17 protein-coding genes and 8 pseudogenes are annotated in these 22,662 nt (G+C 58.1%); 6 read left to right on the top strand and 19 right to left on the bottom strand.

What is annotated here, in order from left to right; translation table 11 throughout:
- Window positions 1–55: 55 nt before the first annotated feature.
- Window positions 56–2,115 (bottom strand): annotated as a pseudogene (locus GGI60_RS32235) (recombinase family protein); the annotation flags it as partial.
- Entirely contained in the window at window positions 2,102–2,278 is a 177-nt protein-coding gene (locus GGI60_RS26605) for a hypothetical protein (RefSeq protein WP_183920270.1), read from the bottom strand. The pseudogene GGI60_RS32235 and the gene GGI60_RS26605, both read right to left, overlap by 14 nt.
- On the opposite strand from GGI60_RS26605, the gene GGI60_RS26600 reads away from it, so the two are divergent.
- On the top strand, window positions 2,265–2,636 hold the full coding sequence (locus GGI60_RS26600) for a hypothetical protein (RefSeq protein ID WP_183920272.1): 372 nt from the start codon (window positions 2,265–2,267) through the stop codon (window positions 2,634–2,636). The genes GGI60_RS26605 and GGI60_RS26600 overlap by 14 nt on opposite strands.
- Before the next feature lie 260 nt (window positions 2,637–2,896).
- On the opposite strand, the pseudogene GGI60_RS26595 reads toward GGI60_RS26600, so the two are convergent.
- Window positions 2,897–3,426 (bottom strand): annotated as a pseudogene (locus GGI60_RS26595) (transposase); the annotation flags it as partial.
- Window positions 3,427–3,944: 518 nt separating this feature from the next.
- Window positions 3,945–4,694 carry an aminotransferase class III-fold pyridoxal phosphate-dependent enzyme gene (locus GGI60_RS32680; RefSeq protein WP_409527281.1) on the bottom strand — a complete coding sequence of 250 codons (750 nt, stop codon included), beginning with the start codon at window positions 4,692–4,694 and terminating at the stop codon, window positions 3,945–3,947.
- A gap of 374 nt (window positions 4,695–5,068) precedes the next feature.
- Between GGI60_RS32680 and GGI60_RS26585 the strand changes: the two are divergent.
- Window positions 5,069–6,009: pseudogene (locus GGI60_RS26585) on the top strand (IS630 family transposase).
- A 1,270-nt stretch (window positions 6,010–7,279) separates the two neighbouring features.
- A complete protein-coding gene (locus GGI60_RS32225; protein ID WP_246720489.1) occupies window positions 7,280–7,489 on the top strand; it encodes a hypothetical protein in 210 nt (69 codons plus the stop codon).
- Between the two features lie 269 nt (window positions 7,490–7,758).
- On the opposite strand, the gene GGI60_RS26575 is transcribed toward GGI60_RS32225, so the two are convergent.
- Together GGI60_RS26575 and GGI60_RS26570 are read right to left on the bottom strand one after the other, a co-directional pair.
- Window positions 7,759–8,925 carry a uridylate kinase gene (locus GGI60_RS26575; protein WP_183920274.1) on the bottom strand — a complete coding sequence of 389 codons (1,167 nt, stop codon included), beginning with the start codon at window positions 8,923–8,925 and terminating at the stop codon, window positions 7,759–7,761.
- Window positions 8,922–9,953 carry an aspartate-semialdehyde dehydrogenase gene (locus GGI60_RS26570; RefSeq protein ID WP_183920283.1) on the bottom strand — a complete coding sequence of 344 codons (1,032 nt, stop codon included), beginning with the start codon at window positions 9,951–9,953 and terminating at the stop codon, window positions 8,922–8,924. Before GGI60_RS26570 ends, GGI60_RS26575 begins: the two co-directional genes overlap by 4 nt.
- 177 nt (window positions 9,954–10,130) lie before the next feature.
- Between GGI60_RS26570 and GGI60_RS26565 the strand changes: the two are divergent.
- Window positions 10,131–10,293: pseudogene (locus GGI60_RS26565) on the top strand (IS5/IS1182 family transposase); the annotation flags it as partial.
- Here the strand turns inward: GGI60_RS26565 and GGI60_RS26560 are convergent.
- Together GGI60_RS26560 and GGI60_RS26555 are read right to left on the bottom strand one after the other, a co-directional pair.
- Complete coding sequence (locus GGI60_RS26560) at window positions 10,217–10,507, bottom strand: hypothetical protein (RefSeq protein WP_183920307.1); 291 nt, start codon at window positions 10,505–10,507, stop codon at window positions 10,217–10,219. The pseudogene GGI60_RS26565 and the gene GGI60_RS26560 sit on opposite strands and share 77 nt — an antisense overlap.
- Window positions 10,465–10,605, bottom strand: a pseudogene (locus GGI60_RS26555) (transposase domain-containing protein); the annotation flags it as partial. The gene GGI60_RS26560 and the pseudogene GGI60_RS26555, both read right to left, overlap by 43 nt.
- 124 nt (window positions 10,606–10,729) lie before the next feature.
- Between GGI60_RS26555 and GGI60_RS26550 the strand changes: the two are divergent.
- Complete coding sequence (locus GGI60_RS26550; RefSeq protein ID WP_246720488.1) at window positions 10,730–11,014, top strand: hypothetical protein; 285 nt, start codon at window positions 10,730–10,732, stop codon at window positions 11,012–11,014.
- 5 nt (window positions 11,015–11,019) lie between these two features.
- Window positions 11,020–11,160: pseudogene (locus GGI60_RS32220) on the top strand (IS66 family insertion sequence element accessory protein TnpB); the annotation flags it as partial.
- 2 nt (window positions 11,161–11,162) lie between these two features.
- Here GGI60_RS32220 and GGI60_RS26545 read toward each other — a convergent pair.
- The 11 genes and pseudogenes from GGI60_RS26545 to nifK all read right to left on the bottom strand — a co-directional run bounded on the left by GGI60_RS26545 (window position 11,163) and on the right by nifK (window position 22,584).
- A pseudogene (locus GGI60_RS26545) lies at window positions 11,163–12,178 on the bottom strand (1-aminocyclopropane-1-carboxylate deaminase).
- Between the two features lie 72 nt (window positions 12,179–12,250).
- Window positions 12,251–13,731, bottom strand: a pseudogene (locus GGI60_RS26540) (glycosyl hydrolase 2 galactose-binding domain-containing protein); the annotation flags it as partial.
- 63 nt (window positions 13,732–13,794) lie between these two features.
- On the bottom strand, window positions 13,795–14,757 hold the full coding sequence (locus GGI60_RS26535) for a DUF1839 family protein (RefSeq protein ID WP_183920285.1): 963 nt from the start codon (window positions 14,755–14,757) through the stop codon (window positions 13,795–13,797).
- A gap of 2 nt (window positions 14,758–14,759) precedes the next feature.
- Complete coding sequence (locus GGI60_RS26530; protein ID WP_183920287.1) at window positions 14,760–15,668, bottom strand: amino acid--[acyl-carrier-protein] ligase; 909 nt, start codon at window positions 15,666–15,668, stop codon at window positions 14,760–14,762.
- A 5-nt stretch (window positions 15,669–15,673) separates the two neighbouring features.
- Entirely contained in the window at window positions 15,674–16,867 is a 1,194-nt protein-coding gene (locus GGI60_RS26525) for an acyl-CoA dehydrogenase family protein (RefSeq protein WP_183920289.1), read from the bottom strand.
- Window positions 16,867–17,118 carry an acyl carrier protein gene (locus GGI60_RS26520; protein WP_183920291.1) on the bottom strand — a complete coding sequence of 84 codons (252 nt, stop codon included), beginning with the start codon at window positions 17,116–17,118 and terminating at the stop codon, window positions 16,867–16,869. Before GGI60_RS26520 ends, GGI60_RS26525 begins: the two co-directional genes overlap by 1 nt.
- 27 nt (window positions 17,119–17,145) lie before the next feature.
- Window positions 17,146–17,634, bottom strand: coding sequence for a NifX-associated nitrogen fixation protein (locus GGI60_RS26515; protein WP_183920292.1), 489 nt, complete (start codon window positions 17,632–17,634; stop codon window positions 17,146–17,148).
- Between the two features lie 3 nt (window positions 17,635–17,637).
- Window positions 17,638–18,132 carry a nitrogen fixation protein NifX gene (nifX, locus tag GGI60_RS26510; RefSeq protein ID WP_183920295.1) on the bottom strand — a complete coding sequence of 165 codons (495 nt, stop codon included), beginning with the start codon at window positions 18,130–18,132 and terminating at the stop codon, window positions 17,638–17,640.
- Window positions 18,129–19,484, bottom strand: coding sequence for a nitrogenase iron-molybdenum cofactor biosynthesis protein NifN (gene nifN / locus GGI60_RS26505; RefSeq protein ID WP_183920297.1), 1,356 nt, complete (start codon window positions 19,482–19,484; stop codon window positions 18,129–18,131). The genes nifX and nifN overlap by 4 nt, the downstream gene beginning before the upstream one ends.
- Window positions 19,485–19,493: 9 nt before the next feature.
- The gene (gene nifE / locus GGI60_RS26500) at window positions 19,494–20,984 is read right to left on the bottom strand and encodes a nitrogenase iron-molybdenum cofactor biosynthesis protein NifE (RefSeq protein WP_183920299.1); all 1,491 of its coding nucleotides are present in this window, start codon (window positions 20,982–20,984) and stop codon (window positions 19,494–19,496) included.
- A gap of 58 nt (window positions 20,985–21,042) precedes the next feature.
- Window positions 21,043–22,584 (bottom strand): nitrogenase molybdenum-iron protein subunit beta, encoded by a 1,542-nt coding sequence (gene nifK, locus GGI60_RS26495; protein WP_183920303.1) that lies wholly within the window; start codon window positions 22,582–22,584, stop codon window positions 21,043–21,045.
- Between the last annotated feature and the right edge of the window lie 78 nt (window positions 22,585–22,662).

Genomic DNA, 22,662 nt, shown 5'->3' with positions numbered 1-22,662 from the left:
CTGCCGACGAGCGACGCAAACTGCGCCAACAACATGCCAAGCCCATACTGGGAGAGCTGAAGGTCTGGATCGAGGCTACGCTTTCGACGCTGCCAAGGCGGCCCTTTCGGGCTATCGCGGCTTGGACGGTCGCCGAAGTCAGGTCGCTGGCCCGGATTTGATACGGCGCGCCGGGAACCACCTGCTCGGCAGACAACACGTTCGTGTTGATCAGGTGGCGTATTCGGTGGTTGGTTACGCCCAAAACCGCCGCAGCTTCTGTCATGGTCAGCCATTCGCCATCTTTGCCGGCTGATTTGTACGCGTGGATCGCGCGCACGCGCCTTACAGAAGCGACCCGGTGTGCGGTCCAGGTTTTTCCTTGCCCCGTGGGCATTCCCATTCGATTCAGCGACGCGGCGATATGTTCATCGGACCAGCGTCCTGCCATGCTCCGCATCACTGCCAAAGCATCTTCCGTGGTGGCACAGCCGTGTTCACCAGTCCGAGGTTTGCGAACTTTCAACTCCGAGTGCTTGCCGCCTTCAATGAATCGTCAGCACCACGTCACGCACCTCATCGTCGACATCAACGACAATGTCGGCAATCAAGGTACGCAGCAGTTGCTGGCGCACGCGCATGGTGACATCCGGCGACTCCCAGGCCGCCTGCAGATTGTCGGCGAGGTTTGCGAAAGTGCCTGGGTCAACTTCGATGGTTGAAGGACTTTCGGCAGGCCTGCGCACTTCCAGATCACGGACGCGGCGTAGCGCCGTTTCCCAATTCTTCTCAAGCTGTGCAGCTATCAGACGGTTGTCGGGATCGCATGCCGCATAGCGGCGCTCGGCGAGGCTAGCCTCGTAGCGGGCCTGTTGTCGCTCCAAATCGTGAATGTGGCGCTGGTCTTCCTGTCGCTCCCGATGCATCCGCTCTGCTTCAAAAGTCGCCTCGATCGCTAATGGTTCTACCGCGCGCAACAACTCGCGCGCAACCGCCGCATCGACCTTCGAGCCGCCGAACGTCATGCAACGGGGCAAGCCCATCATCAGGTTCTGTTTATAGCAGCGATAGACAGGATTTTGTGGATTTCCCGTATAGGCAACACTCAGTCGCCGCCCACACCGTCCGCAGGTTAGGAGACCCGATAACAATGCTTTGCCGCCACGGCCCGATTTAGTCCCACCCGAGCGGCCATAATTATTGAGGGCCATCTCTGCTGTTGGTTACGCTCGTATTCGTCCCAACTGATGTAACCTTCGTGATGGTCCCGGATCATCACTTCCCAGGTACCGACGGGCTTGCCGTGACCATAACTGCGACGAGCCCGTCCATCGACGATGGCAGTCCGCTTCTCGCTCTTCCCATAGACGTAAACGCCCGCGTAGAAGGGGTTTTTGAGGATGCCGATCACATTGCGATAACGGACTGGCATCCATACGAAGTTGGTCATGCGCCCTTCATCCGAGGGCCGAGGGAAGTGAATCTGATCTTTCGTCATCGACAGCAGCACCTGACGCGCGCTTCCAAGCTCGTGGAAGCGGGTGAAGATGGATCGGATTACCTCTTGCAGACGCAGATCAGGATCGAGCCGAGCCCGGCCTCGCGATGCCAGATGTAGCCGAACGGAACGGAAAGTCGCAATTCGCCACGGCGCGCTTTGGATCTGGCGGCATCGAGCATGCGGGCTCTCAGCACGCCCAATTCGAACTCGCTGATACTGCCCTTCATGCCTAATAACAGACGGTCGTTGGGCCGGCACGGATTGTAGACGCCGTCGTGGTCTATGACGCGGGCTTCAACGAGGCCGCATAGTTCGAGCAGATGGTGCCAGTCGCGGCCGTTGCGTGCGAGCCGTGAGGCGTCGAAGCAGAAAACGGCACCAACTTTGCCGGCGCACAGTAGGGCGACAAGACGATCGAAGCCGGGGCGCGCGACCGTTCCGCTGGCAGAGCGACCCAGGTCGTCGTCGATCACCTCGACGTCGCTGAAGCCGCGTTGTCGCGCCACGTCAACAAGATCATATTGCCGTCGCTGGCTTTCCAGATTGGTTATAACCTGCGACTGCGTGGATTGCCGCACATAAACGACGGCCTTACGCGCGAGCAGCACTGTCGGAATCAGATCAGTGCTGGTCATCGTTGAGCTCCTCGACGACCAGACCGGCCGCCTGCATCAGCAGGCAAGCCAGAGTTGCTACCGCCTTCTTGCGGTCCTTGTCGCTCAGTCCGTCGAGCGTCCGAGGTTTGAATATCAGGTCGAGCTGCCGGCGTGACGCCGGCACCATATTGCGGGATCTCATCGTCTTCCTCCTGAGTGATTCTACGTCCACCTCGGAAGAGTGCAGGCTTGTCGCCGCCGGTGACCAGCCTGTTCAGTTCGATCAGCGCCGCAAGATCGACACGTGCAAGACCCATGGTCATGACGCCGCACACCACAGGATCAATCATCCAGCCCGAAATCGAGACCACGACACCTGTCGGCCCCAAAACCTTCAGAAACCGACCCGTCGCTCGTTCTTCGACGCGACGAATGGAAACCCTCTGGCCAAAATACGGATGCCAGCGATAAGAGACCTCGACTTCATCGCCGACATGGGCAGAATGAACGGGGCATTGGAATCGGAAGAAAAAACTCTTATGACCATTATCAAGGTTTGAGGCGCACTTTAAAACACCACCTGCAAAGCAGGCAGCGTTTAGCATTGCGTTACGGTCGGGATGGGTCAGAGCGCCAGGAATACTCGACGGTTGCTCAAACTCTTGTCCTGGGATTGGCTACCCAATGGTGACGATACGTCGGAAGGCTGCCTCAATCTGGCTGCGGACATAGGATAAACCCGTCCAAATTTTTGCCCAAGGATTCCTTCTCCGCTCCCGACGCCCTGGCCATTCCCGATCGCTGATTATGGGGTTAGCTCTCAAGCAGCAGGTGACATTGTTTCGACTTCAGTTTTGCGAGCAACATCCCATAGGAAGCCGACAAGCTCGCGAGCGACCGCGGTGATGGCCACGTTACTCTTCTTACCTGATCCGACTAATTTGCGGCAATCGAGCGCTCAGCCTCACCTGGGCTTTCCAGGCGATGTCATTAATCGCCTGCGGGACGTCCGGGCGTCGCTTATGCATCCAGTTCCCAACCTTGGCCTGAACACGGTAGGACCAGGCAGCTTCGAAGAGCACGGCTCGAAGGGCGGAGTTGCCTGTCTTCGTTATCCCGCGTGGCCGAACGGAACCGCCGCTTGAGTGGCTCTCCGGGGACCAGTCCAAGGTATGCCATGAGCTTCCGGGGATTGTCGAAACGAGAAAATATTCCGACCTCGGCGACCAGTGTTGCGGCAATAACCAAGCCTATGCCTTTGAAAGCCTGCAGGTTCATCACTGTACGTGCCAGGGACCATGTTTGAGAAATGACAGCGATCTGATCCTCCAGCTCCTTTTTGCGGGCCTCGGCAGCGCGCGAAAATGCGTTCGCCGGACGCTAACAAAACGCAAGTCGACGAGATCGTACATTGCCGAAAGCGCCGCGCGCTTCCTTATGGACGAACTCGTTCGGGACGGTACGAAAGGAAGTGCTGCGTTTGCGTCAACTCGCTCAAGCTGTAGGCTGAAGAGGCTAAGCGCAATGCCGGAGAGACATAGTGCGACTGCTCGTCGACCACGCAAACGGCGAGAGCTCCCCGCAGCAGAAGGAGGCCGGTGATGATGCATGAGAAAATCGTTTTACACCACCTGGAACGCAAGGGATCCTGTATGTTCGGCGGTTCTCGGCCCACCAGGTTCTATACAATCGCGAAAGCAGTGGCCTTCAATACGCCATGCGCGATCGCCTGACTGCACTTGGGTGATCGCGCATTGAGACGGTGGATGACGATCTTGGCCGTTCGGCGGCCGGCGGTGTGACCGGATGGTGGCGGAGGTCTGCCTTGGCAAGGTCGGTGCTGTGGGCCCGACGTGGCGAACTTGTGGTCATTCTCGCAGGTGATTGGTGACGTAATGCACCGGTTGTGCCGCCAGCATCCCATGTTCGACGGCGAACTTGATCGTTGTCGGAAACGTGACGGCGCCATCCGCGCCGCATCGTTCTACCACAAGTCCGTCTTCGAAGGCTCGGCGGACGATTTTCTCGGCCAGTTTGCCCGTACTGCAGTCGAGCCCCAGCATCATGCCCCTTCCACGCACGGAAAGTTTAAGATCTCGGTTGCTTTGAGCGACTTCCCGAAGGCGCTCGCTCAAGATCCGTCCTTCACGAGTGCAAGATTGTTGCCTCTGAAAGTCCCACTGTGTTCGCCCGGTCGCCAAACGTCTAATTCGGGTTTGAGCAGCAAAAAGGGACAGCGGCAGCCCACAGCCACTGAGGGACTTCGACAAAAGAACGATGTCTGGAGATATATCCGCAAATTCAAAACTAAAAAAATCTCCCGTTCGCCCGCAGCCCGCCTGAATATCGTCGACAATGAGGAGGATGCCATTCTTTTTGCAAATCCGCTCGAGCGACTGCAGCCAGTCTTTGCTCGGCTGCGGGCAGGTCAACACCACTGCTAATAGACAACAGATCGAACAACTGATCGGATCGGGGAACGGCATCAGCCTGGTCGAGAAATCGGCAAAACTCGACAGCAAGCGCCTCGGTCGCTGTCTTGGGGAAAGGCAGCGACGGGACCAAAGAAGATGGATCGGACACTCTTGCTGCTGGCCTTCGAAGTTGAGCGACCGCATTCATCCGTCGGCGTTCCATAGTCGCTCCTTAAGTGCACCAGATGTTGTTACTGGTGCACGAAGCTTTCGGCTCTGGGCTACGGCTCTGCCGCCCTTGGCAGGGCGGCATCGCTAATAGCACCGTTATGCGGATTTATGCAGACCTGGGATGTCCCATCAGGTCGACAGTTCCTACAGCCTAGCCACGATGGAGCTTCAAAAATCGGCCCAAATTGGCAGCTACAGCCTCAATAGACTATGTTCGGCGTTTTTTATCAATGACATAGATTATGCCGCTGATCAGCAGCTAGAGCATGTCCTGCGATTGATGAATCGATTGTGAGGTGACGGGGCCGGTCGAAGCTGATTCAACATCCACAGCGGAGAGGTGGATGATGGGACAGGCCCTGAGCGATGATCTCCGAATACGGGTTTTGAAAGCGTCTGCGTCGGGCATGTCGGCTCGGCAGGCTGCGGCTCGTTTCGGTGTTGGGATTTCGACAGCGATCCGCTGGATCGCAAGAGCGAAAGAGGGTGAGTTAATTGCTCGGCCACAGGGCTGGAGACGACCTTCGGCAGTGGATGCACACGAGGAATTCGTTGTCGCGTTGATCGACGAGCGTAGGGATGTGACGCTCGATGAGATGGTTGAGCGCTTGTCCGTCGAGCGGCAGGTGAAGATCAGCCGCAGCGCACTTGGCGCCTGGCTCCGAGGCCGTGGGTGGACCTTTAAAAAAAGACCGCACACGCACTGGAGCAGGACCGACCGGACGTCCTGAAGCGCCGGCGCGCCTGGTTCGATGGTCAATTGGACCTCGATCCGGAGAAACTGATCTTCATCGACGAAACCGGCCTCTCGACCAAGATGTCACGTCTGCGCGGACGTGCATTGCGAGGTGAGCGTTGCCGGGCCGGCGTGCCGCACGGCCATTGGAAAACAACGACTTTCACCGGTGCGTTGCGCCTCTGCGGAATGACCGCACCATTCGTCTACGATGGCGCGATGAACGGCAACGTCTTCCTTGCTTATGTTCGAACAGGTGCTGGTGCCGACCCTGGAGATCGGCGACGTGGTCATTATGGATAACCTGCCTGCACACAAGATAGCCGGTGTCCGCGATGCCATCGAACGTGCCGGCGCCAAGCTCATGTTTCTTCCGCCCTATAGCCCGGACTTCAATGCAATCGAGAACGCATTCTCGAAGCTGAAAGCCATGTTGCGAGGCCGAGCGAAAGATCGATGCTCTATGGGATGCGGTCGGGGCCTTGATGCCTCGCTTCACTGCGGCAGAATGCGCAAACTACTTTAAGGCACGCTGGATATGACCCAGATTGAACAGGATTTGCTCTAGGTCAAAATTTACGATATCTTGGATTCGACAAACCCGACAGTAGGTGTCGGGTTCCCGGCGTCATCGGCGACAGAGTATCCGGCCAGGAAACGGCCTCTAAATACCTTCAGCGGAATTCACCCGTGCCATACCAGCCGCGCTCCGCATTGCCCGATGTCGGGGACGTCGCAAATACGACAACAACGCTTACACCATCGTATTGTTTTAGAACCGCAGCCTGCTTTGGCACGGTGCATGCGTGATGATAAGCAGATGCATCACAGACCGAGGAGAGATCGTCCTATGATAATCAACAATGCTGTCGCCGACCAAACCGCTCTTTCCCAAGTCGCTGAGCCGACGAAGGCTTGGTCCTGGACCAATCTCAGGTGGCCCGATACGATTGCTGAACGGGATCTGCGGGTTCAACCGGTGCATTGTTCCCGTCTCTACTCAACTGCTGGAGCGGTTCAACGGATGCACGACCCCACCGGGAACTGTCATCTTGACAAGAACTACGTCAAAGTCCGTGGTCCAATGCGATTCATGCTGACTTGAAAGCTTCGTGTCGGCGGAAATTCAGTAAGTCTACAATCCTTGTCCACCATTCTGAGCAATCGAAATCACGTGGCCTCATCAGTCGCAGTACATTGCTGTCAGCGTCCAAAATTCAAACTCGCGACAGAAGCGCAAATAGAGCGGCCGGTCGAAGGCACATCTGAAGGCTCTACGCGATGTCGAATGACGCTACTAGTCGGGTTCCCTGCCACCGCCGATCGTGCTGATCGCTGCGGCAGACGATAGCTTTCGCACGTTTTGGAATATACGGTTAAAAGCAAGGGCCCCGTTGTTACGGGGGTGAGCGATGGCGAGGCGCTGGCCAAGCGCCTTCAGACAATACCCCCTGATCTTCTGCTTCTCGAATCACGCATACCCGGTGTGGAGACGCAGACGCTCTGTGAACGCCTCCGCCTGGACCACCGCCGGACGCGGTCAATGTCGATTATCGCGCCTTGCCGTCGAAGGTGACGAAGCAAGTCGGCAAAAAATGCTCGAGTTTGGTGCCGACCAGTTTCTAACCAGACCATTCTCGCCCGAGACACTCATGACAAGTATTGGCGCGATCTGGCACGACCCGAATCGGGCTCCCGCCCTCGGCGCACGAGAACTCTTGACCTTCTCGATCTCGAACTGGATGTCAGCAGTTATCGCGTGCGGCGAAACGGCCGCACGATTCACCTCGCTCCAACCGAGTTTCGCCTGTTGCACCATCTCATGAAGAACCCCTATCCGGTTTACTTCAGAGATGAACTGCGGGACGCAGCTTGGCTGCGCGCTGTTCATGTTGGCCCCCGCACCATCGATGTTCACATCGGTCGCTGGAGAGCGGCTCTCAAAACGGTCGGCGGCATCTCATACGAACCGTATGGTCCGTCGGATGCGCGCTTTCCGAGTGGGCGCGCGAGGTACTTTGACTCTAGGTAGCTTCGTCGACCTGTGTCCCTCCCGTGCCCTCAATTACACCAATGGTTGGGCGAGAATCCCCATTCTTCGCAGATCAATCCCAATAGTGATAGTATCGTTCGTGAACGGAGCCGTTCCATACCATCAAATCAGTTGGGATGCGACTTACTATTCAACACCGGGAAAGGCTGAATATCCGCTTATTCCTGCCTTTTTACGCATTGCCTCAGGCGCCGGGCCTCAAGTGTTTTTGAGCTGTGGACTCATCCTCTTCGGCACCTTCGACGGCATCATTGTGCATTTTCCGAGGCATCATTTGTCCGGATGAGCATCGAACTATGAGTGGAGCGCTGCTTAGCCGCTCTCGGCGCAACTGGTTCGCCGTCTGATCCGGGATAGATTCGTTCATGGATCTCGCGCGCCCGGGAAATCGCCCGCGTATAATCGTCTTCCAAGTGGACGCGCAACGTTGAAAAATCGAGCTCAGTCACTGCGGTTTTTAAACGAACGGGGACCGAGCGGCTGCCGGTCAGCGCGACAATCCGAAGGGCAAAATCAACGTCGCTTAAAATGCATATGCCGGCCCCGCGGTTGTCATCCGTGCAGATTGCGCTGACGTCCTGTTGATCAAGAAGCGCAAGGAGCTTGTTGCGTGCTGCAATGCTGCCGCACGACACCACCGCTGCGTCGCGAGCCAGTGTCACGGAAGGGGCGTTCCCATGCCCTGTGACAACCGTGCCACTAACTACACCGTCGCTCGTGAGCGATTTGCAAGCAATGGTGACCGAGTGCTTTTCGGCATACTCCACCGCCTTGTGGTGCAGCACTTTCGCGCCATATCTCGACATCCGTGCGATTGTCCCATAGGCAATCTCCGGAATCAGTCTCGCTCCCGGCACAAGATAAGGGTCTGCTGTATAGACGCCCGGAACGTTCGAATATATTTCACAGGAGCGCCCTCCCAACATGGAGGCAATTACGACAGCTGTCAGATCAGAGCTATTTCTGCCGAGAAACGTTAACCTGCCCGACTGATTAATTGCCTGTCCGCCCGTGGCAATGACAATGTCATTCTCCTGTAATGCTGCAATAATTGAACCAGGATCTACGCTTTCTATTGAAGCGCGACCGAAGTCTGAATTCGTGCGTATCCCGAGAGAATAGCCGTTTAAAGACATTACGGAAATCTCTTGCCGGCTCACGGCGGCCTCCAACAGGCAGGCACTGAGCATCTCTCCGGTTGCGAGTGCCGCATCGAGGTTCGATGGTTTTACTTGCTTGTTGACGCCGAGCATGACTGTTTTGAGGTTGTCGGTCGTTCCCGCCATTGCGCTGACCACGGCAACGATTTTGTTTTCGCCCGTCGCTAGTCGATCGGCTAAATGTCGAGCGACTCGACCGAAGTCTTCGGGATGCAAAAAACTAGAGCCTCCGAATTTCAGAACCGTTGCCTTCATTGTCCACCAATGATGTTGTTGGAAATTGCAAGCTTTGCGATGAGAAGTGCGTTAAGCGCCGCTCCAACCTGAAGATTATCTGCGACGATCCAGAGCCAGAGGCCGCACGGATTCTCGGGGTTTACTCTCACGCGCCCGACGTGAACAACAGTAGGATCTTTGAGAAGGCGCGGCGTCGGATATTCACCGTGACTTCCGTCTGCATAGAGCAGGACATCGAGCTCTATCGCCAGCAACTCATGAATCCGCTCCAGGGGAACGGGCTCTTCTAGCCCGAGATACACCGCCTCCGAATGGCCATTTATTACGGGAACTCGAACGCAGGTGGAGGTTGACCGCAGATGAGGCAGACCTAAGATTTTTCGAGACTCTTGAACGAGCTTGCGCTCTTCTAAAGTCACGCCCTCCGAGGCGATCTCACCAACTTGCGGTATTACATTGAACGCAAGGGGGAAAGGGAAATGCCCCGCGCGTGGCGGCGCGCGTCCACGCAACGCGCTTCTCGTTCCTTCCAATAACTCGTCGATCCCTTTCAGGCCGCCCCCCGAGGCCGCCTGATAAGTGGTCAAAATGATCTGATGAACATCAAAAGCAGTTACCAATGGTATAAGAGCGCGGACCAGCTGAATCGTTGAACAGTTTGGATTTGCCACTATCCCCGAACGCAGGCGAACCGCGAGCGCATCAGGATTAACTTGTGGTACGAGGTGTGGTACGTGCGGGTTCATTCGAAAGGCGTTCGAGTTGTCGATCACGAGGGCGCCCTGGGCTGCGAACAGAGGTCCATATTTGGCGCTTACGGCGCCCCCTGCGGAAAAGAATGCAATATCGGCTTGGGTATCGTCGATCTCGTCGAGTGGCTCCACGATGCAGATTTCATCTCGAAACCTTGTTTGGCGACCGAGCGAGGTGCGGGATGCTAGCAACCGCAAACGAGAAACCGGAAGCTGGCTCGATTCCAGCAGCTTGATCAGTTCAGCTCCGACGGCCCCCGTGGCTCCAATGATAGAAATATCCAAGGCTCTCATGATACTCGACCTCCAGAAGGCAGTTCCGGGCAACTCGCTGCCCGCGTGGCTATGTTCACTGCTCCTACGGAGGCTGTGTCAGGCTCCTGACTGGGGTATGGTGGAAGATCACCGCCCACACTCTATGTGATGATGGAATCATCAAGAACTACTAGGTTCGGTAGGGGCAGATTGAATGTGCGCGTCCGGCGAAAGCATTTTCGCCTGGTCGAGCGGCCGAAGCTATAGGACGCGCTTCACCTCATCTGCCATGATGCGCTTGATCATTTCGGGATCGCATTGTTCATCGACAAGGAACTGGCGGATTCCACCATCCCACGTCCGTATGTCGGCGAGGAGATCTCGAAGGTCGTCAGGCCTTTTGTGCCATCTTCACTGCCATCGCGGACATACACGAATTCGCCCTCGGCGATATTGTCCGAGTTGGCGGTGATTTCCCCGAGCAGTTCAAGGTTCTCGCCGATCATGACGGCGACTTCTTTAAACGTGTAGCTGAACTTTGAGCGTGCCATCACGCAGCCTCGTATCGGTCTTTCGCCGGCGCCCACTGCCACGGCAGCAATTCCTGGAGCCGATCCTTTGGATGGCTCTGGATCCGGGTCAGGACGTCTGTCAGATAGACCTCCGGATTGTGGCCATGGAGTTTGGCAGTTTATGCCGACCGTCGAACTATGCCGATTAATCAACTTTTTGCCAACGTTTCCGGCATCATAGCCGGCAGCTAGTAGGCATAGTTTAGGGTCTCTCCGTCGCTATTGACGCGAAGGAGAGGACACATGAACGCAACTGACTATTTGAATCGCAGCGCCTTATACCGGAAGCTGGTCTATGGTCCGTATCGGGAGTTTGCGGGCGTTTACGCCGCCAAAATGTCGAACGAAGGTTTGGGTCGGCAATGCACGTGGCGCTCGCTGAACCTGTTTCGGGATCTGATGGACTGGCATGTTGGCAATGGACATGCTCCGCAGGATTTAAGCGAGGTTCACGTCGACCGCTTTCTTGAGCATCGTTTCAAGCACTGGAAGCCCGACTCGGGCGATCGAGCGGCACTCCGCCGCTAAAAGCAGAGAGGAACCGGCCGCTGCCTTCTCCAGCGAAGGTGAGCGCGTCACTGCCGAACGGCGTAAAGCTGACGTTGGAATGCGGTGACGTAGAGGCATTGACTGCGATCATAGGAGCGTTGGGTCATGTTCAGACTGGGCGCTGATCTCAAGGTCTGCCGTTGCGAAAGGTATAGCTGTAACCGTTGATCGCCGGTGCACGCCACCCAGATGCACATAGAGGACCTTCGATCCCTCTGGAAAAAAGCCCTTCTGCACGAGGTCGATCATCCCTTGCATTGATTTGCCCTCGTAGACGGGATCGATGATCATGCCCTCCAGCCGCGCGCACAAGCGGATGGCCTCCTTCGTTTCCTCGGACGGAATGCCGTAACTAGGATACGCATATCCCTCGAGCAAACGCACGTCGTCGTCGTCGATCTCCTCGCCGAGCTCAACGAGCGTTGAAGTATGCCGGGCAATTTTTAGCACTTGCGCCTTGGCTTGGGCGGGGGTAGCGGAGGCATCGATCACGTTGCGCCGTCGCCCGTCTCTGGCGAACCCGACCACCATACCTGCTTGCGTCGAACCGGTCACCGTGCAAACCACAATATAGTCGAAGCCAAATCCAAGCTGCTTCTCCTGTGCACGGACTTCCTCGGCGAAGCCGACGTAGCCGAGACCACCCAATGTGTGAACGGATGCCCCGGCTGGTATTGCATAGGGTCTACCTCCTCTTGACTTGACCTCGTCGAGTGCCGCTTCCCAACTGCCGCGGATGCCGATGTCAAAGCCCTCATCGACCACCCGCACCTCTGCTCCCATGATACGGCTCAAGAGAATATTTCGGACTCGGTCGTAACCGGCATCTTCATGTGGTACCCAGCTCTCTTGTACAAGCACGCATTTCATGCCGATCTTGGCGGCGACCGCCGCGACCATCCGCGTGTGGTTGGACTGCACGCCGCCGATAGAGACAAGCGTATCGGCTTTCGAAGCGATCGCAGCGGGGATGATGTATTCGAGCTTGCGAAGCTTATTTCCGCCGAACGCGAGACCGGAGTTGCAGTCCTCGCGTTTGGCGTAGATTTCCACCTTTCCCCCTTGATGCTTGCCGAGGCGGTCGAGCTTCTCAATGGGCGTAGGTCCAAAGGTGAGCGGGTATCGTTCGAACTTGTTCAGCATGTTCTCTCCAGTGACGTACCTTGATCAGACTTCGACTATCGTCGGCCACCCAGGGTTCTGATCTGACCGGTGGTGCGCGAAAGCCAAGCTTTCGCAGCAAAGCGGACATCAGCGCGGCGTGTGTCATCGAGAGGACGCATATAGGCTCCGACGCCGTAATAATGTGTCACCCCTTCATTCGAAGAAAACGGCATGGCGCCGCCGAAGGGCGAATTGACGACATAGGGGACGTCCGGCCGAAGCGATCGGGCAACCGCCGGGATGATCTCCTCCACGATCGGGCTCGCCCACAATCGCTCCGGCAGGCCGAACATCGCAGCCTGCTGATGGATTTCGCTGCCGCCGCAAATGACGGCGAGTGATGGCGACAGCCGCGTGGCGGAAAGAAACTGCGCCACTTCCGCCTCGACATGGGTGTTCAAAGCGTTGTCGCCTTTCGGGTAGTCGAAATTGGAGAACATGAAATCCTGCCACACCAGCAGGCCGAACTCGTCGCACAGACGGAAGAAATCCGGCGTCTCATAGGCCATAGTGCCGCCGATGCGGATCATGTTCATGTCGGCCTCCGCCGCCAGCCGCAGCCACGGCTCATAATCGTCGCGGCCGCCGGGCAGCCGCACGATATCCGCGTGGTCCAGACCGCGCCACGGCATGCGTTCGCCGTTGACCAGGAGGCCGAAATCCCGGCCATCGGCGCCGCGATCGATCGCCAGCCAGGCGAAAGCCGGTGCGACCGAGCGTGTGCTCGACGTCATCGATGATCAGCGTGACCTGATGGAGGTGCGGTATTCCTAGAGTGTGCGGCCACCATGGCGTCACGCCAGGGAACTTCAGGATCGCAGCGCAGCCGCCGTGGCTGTCCCGCTCGAAGGCCTGCTCGATATCGCCGCAGCGAAGGGTAACCTCGCTGCCATGCCCTTCAATCGAAAGCGAGGCATAAAGCCGTCCCTCTCCATCCTCCAGCAGATCAGGCCGTAACGAAAGGTGTCGAACGATAGGCTTATGCGGATGCAGCAGCGACACCGGCCGCCAGGGTCCGACCACCTGTATTTCCGGGCACCAGCCAGGCATATGGCCGAGCAGCGTTGTGCGCACCAGGCGCAACCCCGGAGGCGTGATCATTTGCGGACGCCAGCGGGCCCGAGGGCCAGGTTCGCCAAGACGCGGCTCCAGCGACGGAAGCACAATGCCAGTTCGTCGCCGCCATGCAGGTGAACGGCAAGATCACCGGTTTCGAACATCCTCTCGGAGACGAGAATTTTCTGGCCGTTCAGGAAGACTTCGCAGAGCGTTGCCAGACCTTCCAGCCGCAAGACGGCATCGCCGGCATTGACATCGACCAACCGGCAGAAATACTAGGCGTCGCGGTCGTCCAACGGATAAGGATGTTCCCGGGCGAAAGCCCGGCCTTTTCCAGCGCTTCCGCCACGGTGCCCGGCACCGGCGCCGGGATGACAGCCGAAGGCGACAGCAGGCGCCCGCATCCCTCAGAACCAGATCCACCTATCGCTCTGCAGCGTATCGCCGCGGATATTAGCCAAACGCCCTTGTATTGGATCCCAAACCCAAAACATGACCCAAAAAGTGAAAAGCGACTTTTTTGGAGGAGATCATGTTCAACTACAGCTTTTGTTCAAGCAAGCCATCATGGAATCCCATGCGTCCACGGCCGGCTCAAGTGCCATCTGCAACGGCTCGAATTTCTTACGCGTCACCGCTCGGGCAAGCTGGAACTGCACCGATTTCGCCACTTCCGAAATCCGCCGTGCCTCACCAGCCGCCTCAGCGAAATCCGCCGACAGCCAATCGAGATGACTGCCCGTCAGCTCGAAATTGGCGCCGAGCTGGCGCAGCGTATTGAAGGCATATTTATGGAAAAAGCCGAAGGACCGCTCGGCCACCGCTTCCGCCTGCGCCGGGAGAACCGCTGCGAAGGCACGTATGGGGTTGGCCGTGGGGCGGCGGCAGAAATGGAAATCCAGGAGTTGCCGCGATGTTTGCCGAATGGCGGATTCTCCCGGCGCCTTTTCCGGGAATTTAGCAAATTCCATATAGGGCAGGAACGGCGGATCGTTCTCCGTCAGATGCAGCTGGAACAGCCCGTCGAAATCCTCGCCCGAAAGGCTGAAGAAGCCGCCATTGTGAAAATAGTCAAGCGAACGGCCCGCGATATCAAGCCGATTGATCGCCATCGTCGTCTTGCCGTGCTCGCAGCGATAGCCGACGCCCTGCGTATCCGGCATAAAGAAGGGGTCCATCTCCACCAAGCAAAGCCGGCCACGACCGATCTGTTCGGCAACGTGATGCTGGACCTCGTTGTAGATCGCCAACTCCGTGCAGCGGATGCCGTAGATCGCTTCGAGATCTTCGAGCGGCACCTTGAAGAAGGGGAACTGATCGCCCTCGAAATCCAGAGTCACAGTGAAGCCGAGCATGGCTTCCGGAGGAAACCTAAGCGTGCTCAGCACTTCGATCCAGAGGTCGATATAGCAATTGGTTTCCGGCCACATGCGCTCGCTGGCGTGCAGCACGTGCGATTTATGGGTAGCGGGATCGAGGTCCCTGAAGACGGAAGCCATGATCAACCCCACAGTGCCTTGCGCACGCTCTCGGGCCAGTCCACGGTATCGAGCCCGTGATTATGGAGAAGCGCAAGGGCGATGCGTTCCAGTCCGAAGCCGACGCAGGCGGTGTGCGCGACACTGCCGTCTTCGAGGTTGAGACCCCATTTCGTGCCGAAGGCGTCCTGATGATAGTTGAAGCTCATGCAGGCGGTCGGATTGGCGGACGAGGTGATCGGGATCAGCAGTTCGAACTTCAGGTTCTGGTCGCGCTGATTATTGGCGAGCATCTTGCCGGCGCGGCCGAAGAACGGATCGTTGGCGATATCGATCGTCACCTCGAGGCCGACGGCCTTCATCATCTCGACGCCGCGTTCCATCCAGCGTTGGCGGAAATCGGTGACATGCTCTTCGGTGCCCATGCAGACATATTCGCGCATCCGGAACAGCTGCTGGCGGGCCGGGTCTTTCGACGGCTCGTGGCGGAAGCAATAGGATTGCAGGTCGAAGAGGCCGCCGGTCTTCGGCAGATTGCCGCGTTTGGCGACCGTCGGATAGAGCGGATAGCAGGCAGCCGGCGTCAACACGATATCGGTCGCTTCCTGCCCCTTGGTCCAGTCCTCGCCGACTTCCATGCATTGCAACAGGCTGACATGGTCGAGTTCGCTGCCGCAGAAGCTGTGCACCGTGCCGGCCAGCTGCGGGAAGCTCTTCATGTAGCCGCTCTTTTCGAAAAAGGCGCGGTTCATGCCGGGCGGAAAACGCATGGCCTCCGCACCGTCGCCGCCGCCGACCTTGTCGATGAGGCGCTCAAACGCGGCGATCACCTCTTCGAACTGGCCGCTGCGGCCATAGAGCCCGTCGATGCCCGTATCGATCAGCAGGCCGGATTCGAAAAGCCGGTCGAGAAACGAGGTCTGCATATCCATGACTGTTACCCCAGTAGGCTAGTGTCCTGCTTGTGGACAAGAAGCATGCTCGACGTATTGCCGAGGATGCGGTCGTTCGAAATCATCAGCTGCGCGGAATGGGCGTCGCGCAGATGGCGTCCCAGGCTGAAGGGCGTGCCATTCTTGTAGCCCATGATGCCGCAGATCAGCATGGCATGGTTGACGATCTCCAGGATCGTCTCGGACGAGGCGATCTTGACGTTGTTCATCGTCACCGCAAATCCCATCGAAGACAGCCTGTCGACATCGACCTTGGCATCCTCATAGGCCTTGAGGCCGGCAACCACATTGGATTTTACCATCTGCAGCAGGTTCGAAACCTCGGCGAGGCGGAGCGCTCCCGGCGGCGGGGCATCCGGCGTCTTGCGGGCGGCGGCGCGCACGAAAGCCTGAGCGCGTGCGACGGCGTCGACGGCGATGCCGTACCAGACGCCGCTCCACAACAGGTGCGAGGAGGCGAGCATGGATTGCGCGGCGATCTCGGCGAAAGGCTTCGGCAGGATCTGATGCGCCGGCGCCTGCCCCTTGAAGAGGAATCCGTCGGAGCAGGTGCCGCGCATGCCGAGCGTATTCCAGACATGCGTTTTCTCGAGCGTGTACTGATCCTTGAGGAAGGCTGTCAGCACCTGATCGGAGGAAGCCGCCTGCGCGTGGGCACGCGAGGTGATGAGAATGGCGTCGGCATGCGAGCCATAGGAGATGACGGTCGCATCCTTCTCCAAAAAACAGGTGTCGCCCTCGAACTTGAGGGCGCAGATGCTGTTGCGCAGATTGCCGCCGATCCCGCGTTCCGACGTCGCCGAGGCCAGCAGAAGCTGTTCTTTAGCTATGCGGCCCATGAAGTTCCGGTGCCAGTCGCTGCCGGCGCCGTGTTCGACCAGGCTCGACAGCTTGATATGGTGCATGGCGAAAACCATGGCGCTGGCAGCACAGGTCTGACCGAGGATCGAGCAGAGCTCGGCGATCTCGGTGATCGACGCACCCTCGCCGCCAAGATCGGTGGGGATCTGGATCGACAGAAGCTTCTCGGCGCGCATCGCCTTCACCGCCTCGCGCGGGAAGCGGCCTTCGACGTCGACAGGATCAGCATATTTGCCGGCGATCGCGGAGACGCGCGCGGCACGCGCCTCCGCGGCGTCTCCGACCCTGGCTTCAATCGGAGCGCCCTCGACGTTCATCAAACGACCTTTCGGCTATTAAGGAGCATGCAGACTATCTTTTCGATCGCAACGATGCTGGCAAAGGATTTTCGGTTCAGCAGATTGTCCGGAAACTCGATATTGAAAGCCTCTTCGATGCCTAGCATGAGTTGCACCGACGCAAAGGAAGACAAGCCCGCTGCATAGAGATCGGCGTCGTCGGCAATCTGATCCGTCATGACGGGGAGCGCACCACACTTGGCCAGCAAATCGCGAATAGTCTCATTCATCCTGTGGGCCCTCCTCGAAAACTGATTTCATGATGCCCGCGCAACGTCGGGATAGGTTTCGATAACTGCAATCGCGTCATCGACCATTTTGTTGCCGACCTCGGCGAGCTTGCCAAGCGTCTCAAAGCCGAACCGGTGGACATCGCGCAGGGTCTTCGACAGAACGACCAACCGCCCGGTTGTGAACAGCACGCGGCCGAAGCCCTCATGGCCGATCGTCATGATCGGCGATGCCAACAGGCCTGTGCACTCTTCGATCACAAGCCCCGCGCAACTGTAAAAATTCTGGAGCCTCCACAGCACATCCGGATCGGGATCGCCTATGATCGGGATCTTACGGCGCTGCTCCTTGGTGAGGATGAAGTCGGCCAGCAGGTCAGCGTCCGATTTGCCCTCCCACGCCCCATGGGCATCCTGAGCGCGAATGAGCCTTATGAGGCATTTGAGAAAAGGGGTGGCGAGATCCCCATCCTCCTTGACAGCAGGGCCATCCGTACTTCCTGTCAATGTACCCATGTCCTAGTCCTCCTCATCGAAAGGCTTCTTTTCGGTGGCGCCTGCTTCAATTAGCACCTTGCGCAACCAGGGCGGCGGAGCCGTCCTGAGCATCGCCCGAATTCGGGACAGTACGTCTTCAATCAATCGAGCATCGGGTACTTTGATCGGGTGGATTTTGGCCGAAACGACCCTTGCTGCCGAAGGCCCGCCAATCGCCAGACAGAACAAGAGGTGACAGCCTTCCAATGCCTTCACCTTGGGGGCAATGCGATCGTCGCCCTCGTTTCGATGCATTCCGCTCTCATCGGAAACGTCTTCGAAACACAGGACTTCCACGAGTTTCCAATCGTCGGGACTGACGTCAAAGACCGCGAAGCGCTTAGCCGATCCGAAATGGGCGTCAAGACATTTCATATCTTGAGTGGCGATTGCGACGCGCAACGCGCCTGCCTCGCGTTTGGGAGCTGACGAGTGAGCCCCGTCAGGGACGAGGGAAAGGCGACGGGCGGCGGTCATCTGGGCAATTCTCCTTTGCGAAAAGGATCAAGCGATCTGGCACACGGCGCGCGCTGGTTGGTTTGGAAGATGTTGGAAACATCGAAGATCAGGTCGCGCGTTCCCTGATAGAGACTTGTGATCTTATGCTGGCTGCCGAGTCGGTCGAAAATCGGGAAGCCCACCCGCATAAGCGGAATGCCAAGGCGCTCCGCCGCCTGTCGCCCATGCGAATGCGTAACAAGAAGATCAGCGTCGACGGCAAGTTCCTCGAGATCGCCAAGATCGCCCACCTGGAGCGATTCGACCGGCATTTCCTGGAGTATTTTTGAGGTGCCGGTCGTGGTGACTGCCGCCGTAATCTTGGCGCCCATGCCGGTGAAGAAGGTAGCAAATTGGTAGAGCTGGTCCGGCTCCGCAGCAATTGCGATCTTCTTGCCGCCGAAATGGAAATGCCCGTCGAGCAGGGCGTCCTGCAGCTGTGCTCGGCGACGGCGAATGCTTGCCGGCACCGGCGCACCTGAGATCCTTGAAAGCAACGAGACGAACCGGTCGGCTCTTTTCAATCCGGTCAGCGACTGGAACAATATGTAGGGCACTCCCGTCTGGGTCCGCAGTAACTCTGCGGGGCGGCGCATATGCTCGCCGATCGCGATACATTGTGTCGCCGTGCCAAGCTCTTGGATCTCGCCGACGGGAGTACCGCCATAGGTGGTCGGCACCCAACGATCGTCAGGCACCGTGCCGTCGAGCGAGCCGGAAATGTCCGGCAGGATTACCGGCTTCAGACCGAAGCTTTCGACCGTTTCGCGCAGAAGCTCGATGTCGGCGACTGTCACATGCCATCCTGGTAGGATCGCAATCTTCTTTTGGTCGCGGCTCTGCTCGCCTTGCGTTGTGATGCGCTCGATCATAGAGGTGACGGCCTTAGCCCATCCCTCTTCGATCGCTCCCTCGAAATCCGGCGTGCTCGCCAGCACGATCTCCGTACCCGCAAGCTCATCGGCACGATCCCGCTTGATGTTGGTGAGATCGCCTGCAAAATCTTCGCCGCGGGTTTCCACCAGGGCTGTCGTGCAGATTCCGATCAACTTTGGTTTTGCGCGCCTCTTGAGATTGAGTATCGCCTCTTCCAGATTGCCTGCGCCGCCGAGGATCGTCGCCACTGCGTCCAATGCCGTTGTCTGCAAGGGAATGGCTTCCTTGAAGTGCCGGACTAAAAGTACGAGAGCTAGACTGGTGCAGCCCTGGCTGCCGTGGAACAGCGGCACTGCACGCTCGACGCCAAGAAAGGCGAGCGTGGCGCCGAGCGGCTGCGACGATTTCAGCGGATTGACCGCAGCTGATTTGGTCTGGGGAAAGACTTGAACCATCGACTTTCCTCAACGCTTGCCGAAGCTGCCGGCGACCGCGCCGACAAAGTTTTGCAAGGCGTACCCAGTCTCGTTCTCGCTCTTGGTATTCGTCAGTTCTTCTTCCACCGCATGCTGGCATTCCCACGGTGCCGGCTCCCGCACCTCCATCCAGATCGGATTGTGAATAGCAAGATCGATCTGGCGAACGAGCTCCACCATGCCGTCATAGCCGGCATAGGGCTGGTGGCGTTCCTGGTTGATATCGAGCCAAGGTGTCTTGGCCTTCAGCGCGATGAATTGCGTGCGCCCGCCAGACAACATGATGTCGGCTTTACCGTCGGCGAGCATGTTATAAAGCTCGCGCGGCGCCATCGACTCGAACAGGTGGTTTTCGTCTTTCAGGAGTTGCTTGATCCGTTCCTTGTCTTCAGGCGTGGATTTCTTAACCGAGGTGCCGACGATCTCGATGCCCACCTCCATCAGCGCATCGACAATCGACCAGGACTTCACGCCGCCGGTGTTGAGCAACACGCGCTTGCCTTCAAGCCTTGGTCGATATGCTGCGAGTTTCTTCCAGGCAATCGCCTCCTCCTCCGCGATCAATGCCTCGGTGCGCTCGAGGATTTCGGGATCCGCCCCCTGCGTCACGAGCAGCTTGGCGATCTGCCTGAGTGCTTCAGAGGTGTCGGTAATGCCGTAGAAGGAGCCTTCGAAGAACGGGATATCCCAGAGCTCCTCCATTTTGCGGGCGAGGTTGATGAGTGCTGTCGAGCACACCAACATGGACGCCTTGGCGCGATGCGCAGAAGCAATGTCAAGATATCGAGCGTCTCCTGGAATGCAGGCCCGCACTCTGATCCCCAGCCGGTCAAGAAGCGGCTTCACCAGCCAAAACTCGCCGGATAGGTTGAACTCACCAATGATATTGATGTCGTAGGCGGTCACGTCGTTCGGCTCTACGCTGCCGATCACATGATCGAGCAACGCTTCACCGGCGAGCTTATTGCCAAGGTTCTTGGAGCCGGCAAAGCCCGGAGCGTTGACCGGCACCACCGGAAGGCCGAATTTTTCGGCGGCCCGCTTGCAGACCGCCTCGATGTCGTCGCCAATCAATGCTGTCACACAGGTCGAATAGACGAAGACCGCCGGTGGAGCATAGGCCTCCTTGATCTCGCGGATTGCTTTAAAAAGTTTCCGCTCGCCGTGTCCCATCACCACTTCGGTTTCAGTGAGGTCGGTCGTGAAGCTCGTTCGCCAGAGCGTTGGACCTGAGGAAGCCGATCCTCGGTTGTCCCAGGAATTGCCCTCACAGCCGAGAGGCCCGTGGATCAGGTGCGCGACGTCAGTGACGGGCTGCAGCACGATCTTGGCGCCATCGAAAGCGCATCCGCCGGCTGCCGCCCCGGGGATCAGCGGCTTCGAGCAGCCGTTCTTACGCGCCTTGGAATCCTTGCTGCGGTTCTTCTCGCAGGCAGGCTCGTCGAAGACGTCCTGGACTTTAGCATTGAGCGAGGGCATTGCGGTCTCCAAGTTCAGATGAAGGCGGCCGGCCTCGCAAGGCCGACCGCCGCCGCTCCTAGCGGGTCAGGTCGTAAGAATAGTCCGTCACACCCGGCTCGCTCGTCTCGCGATCGAGCGTGTCGAAGATCTTGTCGAGGATCGTCGTCAGGACGCGCAGGCCGCCCTGGTAGCCCATGAGCGGGAAACGGTGGTGATGGTGCCGGTCGAATATCGGAAAGCTCAGCCGGATCAATGGGGTGCCGGTGTCGCGCTCGAGATACTTGCCATAGGAATTGCCGATCATAAGATCTACCGGCTCGGTAAAGAGCAGCGAGCGCAACGCCCAGAGGTCCTTGCCCGCCCAGACCTGGGAAGCCTTGCCGAAGGGCGAGGATGCGAGCAACGCCTTCATCTCGGCTTCCCAGGCCGACGTGCCGTTGGTAGCAAGGCAGTGGGTCGGCTCACCGCCGGTTTCCAAGACAAACCGGGCAACAGCGTAGACGAAGTCAGGATCGCCGTAGATCGCGTATTTCTTCCCGTGCAGCCAGGCCTGGCTATCTGCCATAGCGTCGACGAGACGGCCGCGCTCCAGGCCGAGTGCCGGAGGAATTTCCTTGCCGGTAATCTCCGAGACCTTCATCAGGAATTCATCGGTCGCCTGGACACCCAGCGGATAATGGAACGAGGCCGTAGCCTGACCGACCTCGTTGCAATACTCCAGCGTTTTGCGGGTGTTATAGTGCTGCAGCGACAGTGTCGCTTCGGCGTTTAATGCCGACTTCACGTCCTCGATCTTCGTGCCGCCGTCATACATGCGGTACATACCGTCCGACGGCGTGTCGAACTGGTCGGAGGCATCCTGGATGAAGATGTAGGATACGCCCATCATGTCGAGCAGGCGCTTCAGTTCGCGGTTGTTGCCGACGCAGAAGCCGTCGAAGCCGGGAATGATGTTGATGGCTTGGGCAACCTCCTTCCGCTCGTTGCCTTTCCAGAAGTTCTCCAGAATGCCCTTGATCATGCCGTCATAGCCATCGACGTGGCTGCCGACGAAGGCAGGCGTGTGAGCGAAAGGAACATCGAAGTCGTGCGGGACCGACCCTTCGTTCTTTGCGTTTTCGATGAAGCTGTGGAGATCGTCTCCAATGACTTCGGCCATGCAGGTGGTCGAGACGGCGATCATCTTCGGATCGTAGAGCTTGTATGTATTGGCGAGCCCATCGACCATGTTCTTCAACCCGCCGAACACCGCCGCGTCCTCCGTCATCGAGGACGAGACCGCCGATGAAGGCTCCTTGAAGTGACGCGACAGATGCGAACGGTAATAGGCGACGCAGCCCTGGCTGCCGTGGACGAAGGACATCGTTTGCTCAAAGCCTGCGGCTGCGAAGACGGCACCGAGCGGCTGGCAGGCTTTGGCCGGGTTCACGACCAGGGCTTTGCGGCCCAGGTTCTTTTCGCGATACTCCCAGGTCTTCGTGAAGTCGTTTTGATCGGCAACGACCTGATCTGGGTGGGGGCATTCGAAATTGGCTTTCTTCTCGGCGAGCATCTGCCTGTATTCCGGCTCGCGGAACAGGGGAGCATGGTCGAGAACTTTTTCCGCCGACTGCGGCATAGTAAGCACCTTTCTTTTCATCGCGCCGCACCGGTGGCGGCAATGGGATGTCATCTGTCACGAGTGCGGATCAAGGCC

Origin of the sequence: Rhizobium lentis, from assembly GCF_014200175.1 — a bacterium.
Lineage (GTDB): Bacteria > Pseudomonadota > Alphaproteobacteria > Rhizobiales > Rhizobiaceae > Rhizobium > Rhizobium mulingense.
Note: the sequence above shows the minus strand (reverse complement) of the source record. Positions and strands in the feature narration are given on the sequence as shown.

What these genes read in the sequence shown, in the direction of transcription:
- GGI60_RS26605 (WP_183920270.1), bottom strand. Translation starts at nt 2,278, where the DNA reads ATGAGATCCCGCAATATGGTGCCGGCGTCACGCCGGCAGCTCGACCTG.
- GGI60_RS32680 (WP_409527281.1), bottom strand. Translation starts at nt 4,694, where the DNA reads ATGCGGTCGCTCAACTTCGAAGGCCAGCAGCAAGAGTGTCCGATCCAT.
- GGI60_RS32225 (WP_246720489.1), top strand. Translation starts at nt 7,280, where the DNA reads ATGAAGAACCCCTATCCGGTTTACTTCAGAGATGAACTGCGGGACGCA.
- GGI60_RS26575 (WP_183920274.1), bottom strand. Translation starts at nt 8,925, where the DNA reads ATGAAGGCAACGGTTCTGAAATTCGGAGGCTCTAGTTTTTTGCATCCC.
- GGI60_RS26570 (WP_183920283.1), bottom strand. Translation starts at nt 9,953, where the DNA reads ATGAGAGCCTTGGATATTTCTATCATTGGAGCCACGGGGGCCGTCGGA.
- GGI60_RS26550 (WP_246720488.1), top strand. Translation starts at nt 10,730, where the DNA reads ATGAACGCAACTGACTATTTGAATCGCAGCGCCTTATACCGGAAGCTG.
- GGI60_RS26535 (WP_183920285.1), bottom strand. Translation starts at nt 14,757, where the DNA reads ATGGCTTCCGTCTTCAGGGACCTCGATCCCGCTACCCATAAATCGCAC.
- GGI60_RS26530 (WP_183920287.1), bottom strand. Translation starts at nt 15,668, where the DNA reads ATGGATATGCAGACCTCGTTTCTCGACCGGCTTTTCGAATCCGGCCTG.
- GGI60_RS26525 (WP_183920289.1), bottom strand. Translation starts at nt 16,867, where the DNA reads ATGAACGTCGAGGGCGCTCCGATTGAAGCCAGGGTCGGAGACGCCGCG.
- GGI60_RS26520 (WP_183920291.1), bottom strand. Translation starts at nt 17,118, where the DNA reads ATGAATGAGACTATTCGCGATTTGCTGGCCAAGTGTGGTGCGCTCCCC.
- GGI60_RS26515 (WP_183920292.1), bottom strand. Translation starts at nt 17,634, where the DNA reads ATGGGTACATTGACAGGAAGTACGGATGGCCCTGCTGTCAAGGAGGAT.
- nifX (WP_183920295.1), bottom strand. Translation starts at nt 18,132, where the DNA reads ATGACCGCCGCCCGTCGCCTTTCCCTCGTCCCTGACGGGGCTCACTCG.
- nifN (WP_183920297.1), bottom strand. Translation starts at nt 19,484, where the DNA reads ATGGTTCAAGTCTTTCCCCAGACCAAATCAGCTGCGGTCAATCCGCTG.
- nifE (WP_183920299.1), bottom strand. Translation starts at nt 20,984, where the DNA reads ATGCCCTCGCTCAATGCTAAAGTCCAGGACGTCTTCGACGAGCCTGCC.
- nifK (WP_183920303.1), bottom strand. Translation starts at nt 22,584, where the DNA reads ATGCCGCAGTCGGCGGAAAAAGTTCTCGACCATGCTCCCCTGTTCCGC.